Here is an 11,453-nt window from a genome sequence, read left to right on the forward strand (position 1 = left end):
CATGACCGATGCCATCCAGCTTGAACGCGAACGCGGCCTGCTGACCCTGCGCCTGAACCGCCCCGACAAGAAAAACGCCCTGACTCGTGCGATGTACAGCCACCTGGCCGAAGCGCTGAAACAGGCCGACACCGACCCCGAAATCAACGCCGTGCTGATCACCGGCAGCGCCGAGTGCTTCACCGCCGGCAACGACATCGCCGACTTCATCCAACAACCGCCGAGCAACCTCGACAGCCCGGTGTTCCACTTCATGCTCAACTTGCTGGAGTGCCGCAAACCGGTGATTGCCGCTGTGGCGGGTGCCGCGGTGGGCATTGGCACGACGATGTTGCTGCATTGTGATCTGGTGTATGTCAGCCGGGATGCTCGGTTGCGGATGCCGTTCGTGAACCTTGGATTGTGTCCGGAGTTTGGTTCCAGCCTGATCCTGCCGCGTCTGCTCGGGCATGCCAAAGCCGCGGAGTTGCTTCTACTCGGTGAGAGCTTCAGCGGTGAACAAGCCGCCGCTTGGGGCATTGCGACCGAAGCGTTGGACAGTGGCGAAGACGCGTTGGCCAAGGCACGGGAGATGGCGTTGCGGTTCGAATCGTTGCCGCCGGAAGCGGTGCGGATCAGCAAGCAATTGATGAAAGCGCCGGACCGGGAATTGCTGCGTAAAGTGATAGAGGAAGAGGGTGCGTTGTTTACCCAGCGGTTGCGGTCGCCTGAGGCGATGGCGGCGTTGTCGGCCTTTATTCGCCGACATTGAAGATGCGGTGACCGAGCTGACGCCTTCGCGGGCAAGTCGGATCGCCGCACCGCTCGCTCCTACAGTGGATTTTCGGCGCTCACATAACCTGTAGGTGCGAGGCTTGCCCGCGAAGAGGCCCGCCTAAACACCACACATCCCAAACTGGAAACCAAAAAGCCCCGCCATTCACATGGCGGGGCTTTTGTTTTTCAGCAGCCGGTCACTCAGACCATCGGATCGCCAACGTGCAGGATTTTCATCCCGTTGGTGCCGCCGATGGTGTGGTAGCTGTCGCCCTTGGTCAGGATGACCCAGTCGCCTTTCTCCACGACGCCGCGCTTGAGCAACTCGTCGATCGCGGCCTGGCTGACTTGCTCAGGCGGCAGCGATGCCGGGTCGAACGGTACGGTGTAGACGCCACGGAACATGGCCGCGCGGGCCTGGGTTTCGCGGTGCGGGGAGAACGCGTAGATCGGCACCGAGGAACGGATGCGCGACATGATCAACGGCGTGTAGCCACTTTCGGTCAAGGCGATGATCGCTTTCACGCCCGGGAAGTGGTTGGCGGTGTACATGGCAGCCAGGGCGATGCTCTGGTCGCAGCTTTCGAAGACCTTGCCGATGCGGTGGCTGGAGGTCTTGCTGGTCGGGTGCTTTTCCGCGCCGACGCAGATGCGCGCCATCGCTTGCACGGCTTCCAGCGGGTACAGGCCGGCAGCACTTTCCGCCGAGAGCATCACGGCGTCGGTGTAGTCGAGCACGGCGTTGGCCACGTCGGACACTTCGGCGCGGGTCGGCATCGGGTTCTGGATCATCGACTCCATCATCTGGGTCGCGACGATCACAGCCTTGTTGTGGCGGCGTGCGTGCAGAATGATTTTCTTCTGGATGCCCACCAGCTCGGCGTCGCCGATTTCCACACCCAGGTCACCACGAGCCACCATGACGGCGTCGGATGCTTTGATCAGGGCATCGAGGGTGTCATCGTCGGCCACGGCTTCGGCGCGTTCGATCTTCGCCACCAGCCAGGCAGTACCGCCGGCCTCGTCGCGCAGTTGACGGGCGTATTCCATGTCGGCGGCGTCACGCGGGAAGGACACGGCGAGGTAGTCGACCTGCATTTCTGCGGCGAGCTTGATGTCGGCCTTGTCTTTCTCGGTCAGGGCCGGCGCTGTCAGGCCACCGCCGCGACGGTTGATGCCTTTATGGTCGGACAGCGGACCGCCGATCAGCACGGTGCAGTTCAGCTCGGTGGCGGTGGCGGTATCAACGCGCATCACCACACGGCCGTCGTCGAGCAGCAGCTCGTCGCCTACGCCGCAGTCCTTGACCAGGTCCGGGTAGTCGATGCCGACCACTTGCTGGTTGCCTTCGGTCAGAGGATGGCTGGTGGAGAAGGTGAATTGATCACCGATCTTCAGCTCGATCTTCTTGTTGGCGAATTTGGCGATACGGATTTTCGGGCCTTGCAGGTCACCCAGCAGGGCGACGAAGCGGCCGTGCTTGGCAGCGAGGTCACGCACCAGCTTCGCGCGAGCCTTGTGCTCGTCGGGGGTGCCGTGGGAGAAGTTCAGACGGGCGACGTCCAGGCCAGCCAGAATCAGCTGTTCGAGAACTTCCGGCGAGTTACTGGCCGGGCCAAGGGTAGCGACGATTTTGGTACGACGGACGGACATGCAAAGACTCCTGAGTTCAAGCGCTGAGTGAGGCTACTATGCTCTCGGGGTGTAGTCATTGTTCATCTGCACTACTTTTTGTGAAGAGCTTTGTTATTCGTTTATATCTTTAACCGAACATTCCTGAAGATTTTTGCTCACGGGTCGATACAGAGCTCAAGACAGGAGAACCCCCATGCGATTCGTGCCCATTGCCGCCCTTGCCCTCAGCGTCCTCAGCGTCACGGGCTGCACCCGTTGGTCGATGAACCATCATTTGAATAACGCCTACAGCGCGTACGATCGCGGCAATTGCGAGCAGGTGATGCTTGAACTGTCGAAAGTCGAGCGCGCCAGCAGAGCGCGGCCTTATGTGTGGCCGGAAGTGTCGATGATGCGCGGCCTGTGCCTGGAGCGGCAGAAGTTGTTCATCGATGCGGCGCAGACGTACCAGTACATCATCGCGTCCTACCCGCAGAGCGAATACGCCTACCGCGCCCGTGCGCGTCTGGAAACCTTGCAGAGCCTGGGCCATTACCCGATGCGCAGTGCGGCGGCCGTGCGCCCGACGCGGTTCTGATTGCAGCGCTCATGCAAAGGCTGGCCGCCCTGCGGTGGTGAGCTATAGTCGAAGAGATCGGTTTTAGAGCCTTGTTTCTAAACCGAGGTCATACCTGTGATCGGCAGCAATAAGCGTCAGCGGTTTCATGGACTGACGCACCGGGATCGGGGAGAGCGAGCCAGGCTTTTCGACAAGAGCAAAAACGGCACGTTCCGAAGCATTAGTTCGGCCCTGCTTAAGGGCCTTGCTGGGTCATTGCGCATGATTACCGACCGCCGGATCGAGCGGCATCAACTGCCGTATTTTCTGAAAGTGTTCAACAGCGTCACCGACAAACCCATCGGCTTCCTGGGCAATGTGTCCGCCGACGGGCTGATGCTCATCAGCCAGTTGCCCATGATGGTGGGCGTCGACTTTGACCTGCGTCTGAAAATCCCCGCCCGCGACGGTTGCCAGCTGGTCATTGACCTGACGGTGTGTTGTCTGTGGTGCCACGAAGACGAAACCCCCCACCATTACGACGCCGGGTTCAGCCTGCAACGGGCACCGCCGGAGTATGGGCAATTGGTGGAGGCGTTGACGCAGTACTTCAGCTTTCAGCCGTTGCCTGCCTCGGCGTGAGGTGAATCGTCAAAAGCATCGCGAGCAGGCTCACTCCTACATGGGCATCGGGTGTTCACAAATATTGTGGTCACCAAAGATCCCCTGTGGGAGTGAGCCTGCTCGCGATGGCGTCAGCCCAGACAACAAAAATGACAGGCTAAACGCTACGTCACCTTGATCGCCTTCTCGTTATCCAGCGACCGCTCCACCAGCATCAACCCCAACTCACTGATCCGATAAATCGCCATCGCCAGATGCCGCGGCTTGTCCTCCAGGCTGTCGGCCAGGTCGAGCAGCAACGTGCTGACCGTGGAAAAGGTTTCGTAGGTCTCGATGTTCAACGCTTCGGGGTTGGCATCGGCGACAACGGTGAACATTTTCATGGCACGGTCCTGGGAAGAGCGAAGGGATTCGACGTTGGGCTTGAGGTAATGGTCCAGCGCCCTGTCGGCGGCGGCGTGGAGCTTTCTTGAATCGAGGGTGGCGTAGGGGGAAACCGGGTCGGTTTCTGGGGGATTGGGTGTTGGTTTGAACATATCTCATTTCTCCGTAATAGGGCTGCCACCTGGCTCGCGACTAAACGAAGGGTGGCGGCTGGACGCAGGTTAGTCGACCGGTGGAGAAATGAAGCCCGGCGCGCCCGAGGGCGCCCTGCGTACAGCCACCATCAAGTGCGGGGATAGGGAATACCCGACTGGATGACGCTTATACACATCATTTTCACCACCGGGCGACTAAACCCGATCGCTGATTGGCAGCGACGCGGATCAAGTTACGGGGCAAGGCCAAGGTGCACAAGCCGGCGGATTCTGGCGGATGTGTAGTCCGTTGCGCAAGGCGCTGTAGTCACTTGGAAAGGGCCTGAAGGATCGGGCTGAACGTGATAATAGACGACTGCGCCGTTCGTCGGAACTGTCAGATTTTACAGGTAGGCTTGCTCTGCTTCGCGGCGTAGAAAGGAGCCTTGGGAACTTCCACTGCGAGCGGCGACGGAGCAGAATCATGTCAGACGAAGAAAATCCAATCACTACTTCATTACTTAAAAGCATTGATGAGGAGCAGCTTCAGTCAAATGCCGTAAGTGAACCTTCTGTTAATAGCGAAACAGTAGATTTGGATGTGGCCAAGTTGCAAGTTCAACGCGATTCGTTTACGGAGGTGAGTGGGACGACTTCGCGAATTATATTTAATGTTCCGCAAAGTGATGGTTCACATCAAGTATGGATTAAGTATCACATTGGAGCTACCGTTACAGACTTAATTACCGGTGCTTGGTACAAAGGTGTGCAATGGAATACCCTTGTAGTTCGAAATCTTCCAGTGGGAGTTGGTTACTATTCTACTCAGTGGAATTACAAAGGCCACTGGTCTGTATTAGGGAGAAAAAATCTCGACGTTCGAGCTGCGCCAGTTGTTGATGGAAATGACACGGTTCAAATTTTTGTCGATTCCATTACAGGTACTGCGGGTTATGAAAGTCAAGTGACGGTTGTGCGAACAAATACGGGCACTGTCTTGAGTGAAACGAAAGTAGTTGGTCGTGATAATAGGTGGTCACTTGGATTGCTGGATACAGTGCCTTGGGGGCAGCAAAGTATTACTGTTGCGCAGGTTGTTGGGAATTTCCCCGTTGTTTATTCCGCGCCTAAGGTAATAAATTGCCTCAAAGCGCCTGCTGTGGACTCTCCAGTACTAAATGCTGTAATACCGCTCGGCGGTACAATTTTAATTAGAGGAAGAGGAGCTCCTTTTGAAAAAATAGACGCTATGACTGATGGTGGCGGTGTCTATCACGGACAGGCTACTGTTGAAACGTACGGGAGTTGGACGTTGACGTTTGACCAGTCAAATTACCCCGGTGGCGGTTCAGTCAGACTGCAAGCAAAACACAGTATGGCAGGTCATGGTTGGTCAGCCCTCCGCACCTTTTTTCTACTGGCCCCTCCGGCGATCGATGCTGCCACGCTAGAGGTAGAAATGGACGCCACTATAGAGGGAACGGGGCATACAGGTATTTTTGGACATAGCGTAGATGTACACTTCGACTTGTCGGAAACAAAGATCGGCGGCGGGTGGGTTGTAAATGGCAGATGGTTTGCGTATGTGAAGTTGACTCCTGGTTCCCACAATCTTACAGCGGTACAACTCTATGGCGGAGTTAAATCCGAACGTGCAACCATACAAGGTTTTAATGTAAGGCCACCCCAAGTGGAGTTGCTTGAGGCCGTTGCAGCCGCTGATGGAACTGTAACGATCAAGGGAAAAGGATATGTTACCGCTGAGCTGAATATTCACTACGTAAACGATCCCAACGTATTGAAATTCTTTAAAGTAGACGCTGCTTCGTGGGTCAAGACGTTCGATAACTGGCTGCCCGGTACTTTCATTATTGGTGCACGTCAATGGGTTCCAGGGCTTAGTAACGCCCCGATATTTTCTGGGTGGTCGCTTAATCATCTCACTTTCACCGTCCCCGTCCCGCCGCCTACGCTCTCCTTCAAACTTATCGATGCTCATACGCCGGAGTTCTACGGTACTGGTAAGAACTGGCCCGATAACCCGTCGCATGTTGAGGTCCGTCTGGGTGGGTCTGCAGGGCCGAGTGTTCCGATTGCCGAAGTAAAGAATGGAAACTGGGTCAGCAGGGCAATCGAGCGCTGGGCCCCGGGGCGCCATGAAGTTTCAGCCAGGCAAGGTGTCAATTCGCTGTGGTCCGTTTGGATTGAACCCACCATTACGGTGGTGATCATCCCCCAGTCTCCTGTCCTCGACCCCATCGTAGATAACGGCTTTACCCCCGCTTTTTCCGGTACTTGCTGGCCGGGTGCAGAGGTCACGTTTTTGTTCAGTGACGGCGAAGCGTCTTACACCGTATCGGATACGGATAAGGATGGGCGTTGGGAGTACACCCGTCCTGTTCCCTTCGTGCCTGGCAGTCATACCGTCACGGTCACGCAGACCTTCGGCATGGAAACCTCAAATCCGGCGTCTGGCAAGTTTGACATCGGCTTGCCCCAGTCCGTTATCACTTGGCCTGCGGATGGAGAAGAGGTCGATTTTCAGATCGTCGTCCAGGGAAGCGGCGGCTATGTGGGCAGCATGATGAAAATCGTCGATTGGGTCACCGAAAAAACGCTCGGCGAGGCGCTGGTGGGCGAGGGCGGTGTCTGGGCAGTGCGATTGGTGGATCTTGAATTCGCCCGTTACTCCTTCTTTGCGCAGGCAACCTTTAACGGCGTGGTCTCCAATCCAAGTGACAGGATTACCGTCGAGGTGGTGCTCATGCCGCCGCTAATTGATTTGCAACCCACAGACACGGTGGCACGAACATTCAGGATTGAAGGTAAAGCCCGACCGACGACATCGCAGGTCTGGTCAGAGATCGAGTTGTGGTTGGACGACCAGCCCTTGTCTCGTGTCCGAGTGAGATATGACGGCTTCTGGTGGTACCAGGCGACCCTGCCATTAGGGCATTACACGCTCAAGGCGAAACAGTTTTTCGGCGAGCGAGCGTCCGATTTCGGGCCAGATCATCAGATAAAGGTGGCCCCCGCCCCACCGATGATCGAAATCCCCGCGCAGGATGAACCGGTCGGGCAGCGAATAGTGGTGGCCGGTTTTGGTTACGCAGGCGATACCGTAGCCGTTGCCTTTGCCCATGCACTCGATGTCATCCTTGGAACAACGGTCGTCCAGCCGAACGGGAGTTGGTCGTTGTGGATCACGTTCAGTGAAGCCGCCGGTCCACACGCCCTCGTGGCCCAACAGTCGTTCGGCGAGTTTGTTTCTGCCTGGACGGCCGCACGCCCCTTTGTGCTGCGCACGGATCCACCGACGTTCACCCGGCCGGAGCAAGGTGAATGGGTGTCGCCAATGCCGACGGTCGAAGGCACGGGCAAGCAGGAGGCGACTGTCCACCTATGCGCTTGGTACGACCCGGACGTGACACTGGCCACGGACGTGCCAGTGGTTGATGGACAGTGGGCAACTCCACCCAGTGAATCACTTCGCGATGGGCCCGGCTGGGTCAGGGCCTGGCAAACGGTTGCCGGGAAAGCGTCGGACGTTGGCGAGAGCCATCGATTTGAAGTCTCGTCAATGACGACGCTCCACGTTGACGATAAAACCTCATAACAAATCGACGAACGGTCGCGTCTACTGTCATTTCTGACAGTAGACGCCTTGGTTGCGGTGATGCCCAATGTCTCTCGTGGCAACCACTATTTCGCCGACGATTTTCCCTTGAACACAGGCTGAACGCAGGAGTGTCAGGATGAACGGATCTCCCTCTGAAATCGCACTGAAGCTGTTTCAGCGACTCTTCGACGAGCCCGAACGTGGCAGGCTTCCAGCGCTTTCCGACTATCTGGGCAACGGCGGATCGGTCTGTGTACTGGCGCAAAAGGGCGTTGCCGGGCTGACACTCGAGTATGGCTTGAGCCAACGGCAGGCCCGTGATTTTTTAAGCCGGGTTAACGGATTGGCGACCAAAGTGCTGCGTGAGTTCATTGAGTTCAGCCAGGTCGGTAAAGATTCAGCCGAAAAACCGGGGCGAGGACTTAACAGCGGTCCGACCTATCAACTGTTGTTTAATCCACATTTCGATGGACTTTGCCCACCCACAGCGATCGAGGCCGTCCATTCGCCTGCGGCGTATCTGGTTCATCTCATGCACTGGGTTATGCATCGGTTGGGGGCGACGGATGACCAGGCATTACCCCTGGAAGATCGGCGCCCCGATCTCAAAAAGCTATTGGTCGACATACAGGCGATCAATGGCTCGGTGTCTTCGGTCGAGGTGATTACTCGGGTGATGGAGTCCTTCGTCAAGAATTTGAACACCACTATCACAGACATCGACAAGGTGCTGAACGAGCGATTTTTCCCCACTCAGTTGCCGTTTCATTTCCATTGGGAGACGATCAATTATGTGATGCAAAATGCCGGGGAATCGGTCGGTAGTGTGGTTCGCCTGTGTGACCGGTTTTATCCGTATTTCACTCGGTCGGCGCAATCGACCGACGTATCCCGTATGGCATTCATCCAGGCTGCGAGACTCAGCCCCAGTCAGCGGAAAATACTGACTGAAGGAGAGGAAGAGACCGATGGCTTCTATCAGCGTTACTTCGGATTTAAACCACCGGAAGGTTCGAATATCAGGCTCATGTATATGTTCACCGAGAGGACAAATACGAGCGCTGAGAGCCTTGAACAGTTGCTATCGCTTGTAGGGCATTCGATCACGCAGTCTGAAAACGCTGCTCCGATTGTTGGCGCGGAGGCTGAACCTGAACCTGAAACTGTTTCGGGAGCGCATGCGGGTTCTGTATTCGTTAATGCGGGTAAATCGCCACCCATCTCCATTGAGTATGTGAAAGGCAGTGGGAGCGACGCATCCTTCCATCACTTTGTGGAAATGCCTTACGAGCGCGTGGTGCGCATGAATCGAAAGGTGCGCCTAGATAAGTGGTTGGGAATGCGCAGTGACGAGGTGGATGATGTGATCGTCGCGGCCATGAAGGCTGAAGAGGCACTGCCAGAAAAACCGGCCTACTCGATAACGGAGGATACGATAAGGGCCTTGGGGCTTTTCCAGGAACTGCGAGAACGTTACGACTGTACGGGCGAAGATTTCGCGGTCATTTTCGGTGTGCTTTCGATTTTTGGTCGAGGTACCCAAAAGTCCCAATTTGACCGTATTTTCAACGACCGGACGTTTCTTGCTCAGCCTTTGAAAATAGACAATACCAACTTTGCAATTGTCCCCGTGACCGACGCGGACAAACTCACGGCCAACCAGATACGCAGTGGCCTGGGCATTGATCAGGAGACTTATTTTTTTCTCGCGCATCTGATTGCCAGTGCGAATGAAATCACTGAGTTAAAGCGCAGTTTACCGATCCTTTCCAGTTTCTATCGATTGGCCAGGCTGCCTCGCTTGCTGGGCATCTCACCGATTGAGGCCATCTTGTTGCTAGGGGGGTTGGGAGGCGAGAGTTGGGTCATTCCGCTGGCTGCAAGCCCGTGGATCAATAACGTCAAGGCGAAACGAGCGCCTGATGCACTCAGCGTCGTTCACGCCCTTATGGACTGCGTTCGCTGGTGCCGCGATGCCGAATTACCCGTGCATTGGGTGGTGCGCCATGTGATGCCGACGGTGGCTGCTGCACAGCCGGGCGAGGCGGAAGTCGACTTGTTCGCACAACTGCGTAATCAGCTGCAGCCCGTCTTGTTTACTGAAGACGCTTTGTCGATGGCCGGGGTAGTGCCCTTGACGAACAATCGTCAATGGCTCCATGCACTGCGGGCGCTGGTGGATGAACAGGGCCTGGTGCTTCATTTCACCGAAACTGCCCAGCAGCCTTACGAAACCTACGCCCGGGAGATGATCGACCGAGCGGTAACGGCGGCCATCGGTGGTATCGACAGCGAATCCAGGTTGATCGTCGTCGAGAAAATTCTGGCGGTGCTTTTGCGCATCAGAAATGGTCAGTACGCCGTGGTGGAGGGAAATCTGGGCGGCTACGCAGGGCTTGCCTCGGCGTTAGTGGGGCCTGTGCTGACATGGTCCGGCGGGACGGTACATGGCGTATTGACTCAGGTACTCAGTCGGTTGCCGCTCGACATGGATAGCACGGCCCGGCGTCGTGAGCCTGAGTTGCCAGGCGACCCTCTGCTGCAAATGCTGGCCGAGTTCCAGCGCCGCAGTGCCGTGGTCACGACATTGCAATTGAGCCCCGGTTTCTTGATGTATTTCATGGTTACCGGTTACAGCCAATGGTTCGGGTTGCAGCAGGTTCAAGCGTTCTCTATCTCGACCTTGTATCACCTGACCGTCTACAAGCGAGCGGTCAAATTGAGCGGTCAACCCGAAGAAAAACTGCTCGATTACATGCAACGTGTCAGTGCCTTGCCCGACGACCTTAGTGGTGATGGACGTACGCTGGTCGTGGAGCGAGCAGCGAGCATTCTGGCAGAGCTTTTTACCTGGAGCGCCCGTGAGGTGCGTGCTTGCGCCAAGCATGTGAATCCGGATGGCGGATTTATTCGTACCATCGAACACCTTGATTTGCTGACGCGTGTACGCCTCTTTGCCGCGAAAAGTGGTCTGGAAGCCGAAACCATTCTCGAGGTGGGAACACTGCCCGCGGACAGCACTTTCGAAAAATATGCAGTAGTCGCGGGCCACGTCAAAGCCAGTTTGCATAATTCATCTGATCCAATCCTGGCAGAAGATGTTGAAGCGGCCGGGCAGGATGTGCAGGTCGCTTGCACTGTTACGCCATCCCAGCTTGTAGCGAACAAACCTAGTGACGAAGCCAAGGTGACTGTGACGGTCAAGAACCGCGCAGCTGTGCCTCTGAAAAACGTTCGAGTGCATTTTCGCTCTGCGCTGGGTGAGCTTGAAAAGCAGTTGGTCCTTACTGCGGAGAATGGGACCGCCACCGTCAAGCTGAAAGCGGGCAAACAGATGGGCAACGCCATGGTGAACTTCTGGCTCGATCTGGGCATTCGCCGGGTTGCTTCGCCGGTCGAGATTGGTCCGGACAGAACGTCGGCGAAGTTTCCAGACGATTACATGTCCCCAGTGCCCACTGGCTCTGTTTTGGTGAAAACCGCTGTCACCTTGTTTGTGACAGTGATGGATAAATACGAGAACCGTGTCGCGAACGAACGGTTGAAGTGGACGCTGGGTACTCTGTCACAACCCGCAATCGAAACCCTGACCAACAGCAGGGGCTTCGCTGAAATAACGTTTACCAGCGCAGACGCTGCAAGTGTCAGCGTAAAGGTCGAGAGAGAAGACGGTCCGGATTATATCACCTTTCACCCAATCGAATTCGTTTCGTCTGATCCAGCGCAATAAGGTTTTGCCCGTTCAATGCCATGCGCACGCGAC

General features: G+C 56.3%; 7 protein-coding genes. 5 read left to right on the forward strand and 2 right to left on the reverse strand.

The genetic code is table 11. The features are described 5' to 3' along the window. Window position 1 precedes the first annotated feature (1 nt). Window positions 2–751 (forward strand): enoyl-CoA hydratase-related protein, encoded by a 750-nt coding sequence (locus tag EYC95_RS22215; RefSeq protein ID WP_131062234.1) that lies wholly within the window; start codon window positions 2–4, stop codon window positions 749–751. 206 nt (window positions 752–957) lie between these two features. Here the strand turns inward: EYC95_RS22215 and pyk are convergent, their stop codons facing one another. After that, the gene (gene pyk / locus EYC95_RS22220) at window positions 958–2,409 is read right to left on the reverse strand and encodes a pyruvate kinase (protein WP_131062235.1); all 1,452 of its coding nucleotides are present in this window, start codon (window positions 2,407–2,409) and stop codon (window positions 958–960) included. A 175-nt stretch (window positions 2,410–2,584) separates the two neighbouring features. Here pyk and EYC95_RS22225 point away from each other — a divergent pair, with 175 nt between their 5' ends. Next, a complete protein-coding gene (locus tag EYC95_RS22225) occupies window positions 2,585–2,968 on the forward strand; it encodes a tol-pal system YbgF family protein (RefSeq protein WP_131062236.1) in 384 nt (127 codons plus the stop codon). 243 nt (window positions 2,969–3,211) lie between these two features. Beyond that, on the forward strand, window positions 3,212–3,571 hold the full coding sequence (locus tag EYC95_RS22230; protein WP_131062237.1) for a PilZ domain-containing protein: 360 nt from the start codon (window positions 3,212–3,214) through the stop codon (window positions 3,569–3,571). Between the two features lie 146 nt (window positions 3,572–3,717). Here EYC95_RS22230 and EYC95_RS22235 read toward each other — a convergent pair whose 3' ends face one another. Further along, entirely contained in the window at window positions 3,718–4,089 is a 372-nt protein-coding gene (locus tag EYC95_RS22235) for a DUF6124 family protein (RefSeq protein WP_131062238.1), read from the reverse strand. A 466-nt stretch (window positions 4,090–4,555) separates the two neighbouring features. Here EYC95_RS22235 and EYC95_RS22240 point away from each other — a divergent pair, with 466 nt between their 5' ends. Beyond that, window positions 4,556–7,687 (forward strand): hypothetical protein, encoded by a 3,132-nt coding sequence (locus EYC95_RS22240; RefSeq protein ID WP_131062239.1) that lies wholly within the window; start codon window positions 4,556–4,558, stop codon window positions 7,685–7,687. A 139-nt stretch (window positions 7,688–7,826) separates the two neighbouring features. After that, window positions 7,827–11,420, forward strand: a complete 3,594-nt coding sequence (locus EYC95_RS22245) for a Tc toxin subunit A (RefSeq protein WP_131062240.1) — start codon at window positions 7,827–7,829, stop codon at window positions 11,418–11,420. Window positions 11,421–11,453: the final 33 nt, after the last annotated feature.

Source organism: Pseudomonas sp. BGI-2 (genome assembly GCF_004310295.1).
In the GTDB taxonomy this organism is placed as follows: Bacteria; Pseudomonadota; Gammaproteobacteria; order Pseudomonadales; family Pseudomonadaceae; genus Aquipseudomonas.

What these genes read in the sequence shown, in the direction of transcription:
- EYC95_RS22225 (WP_131062236.1), top strand. Translation starts at nt 2,585, where the DNA reads ATGCGATTCGTGCCCATTGCCGCCCTTGCCCTCAGCGTCCTCAGCGTC.
- EYC95_RS22245 (WP_131062240.1), top strand. Translation starts at nt 7,827, where the DNA reads ATGAACGGATCTCCCTCTGAAATCGCACTGAAGCTGTTTCAGCGACTC.
- EYC95_RS22215 (WP_131062234.1), top strand. Translation starts at nt 2, where the DNA reads ATGACCGATGCCATCCAGCTTGAACGCGAACGCGGCCTGCTGACCCTG.
- EYC95_RS22235 (WP_131062238.1), bottom strand. Translation starts at nt 4,089, where the DNA reads ATGTTCAAACCAACACCCAATCCCCCAGAAACCGACCCGGTTTCCCCC.
- EYC95_RS22240 (WP_131062239.1), top strand. Translation starts at nt 4,556, where the DNA reads ATGTCAGACGAAGAAAATCCAATCACTACTTCATTACTTAAAAGCATT.
- pyk (WP_131062235.1), bottom strand. Translation starts at nt 2,409, where the DNA reads ATGTCCGTCCGTCGTACCAAAATCGTCGCTACCCTTGGCCCGGCCAGT.
- EYC95_RS22230 (WP_131062237.1), top strand. Translation starts at nt 3,212, where the DNA reads ATGATTACCGACCGCCGGATCGAGCGGCATCAACTGCCGTATTTTCTG.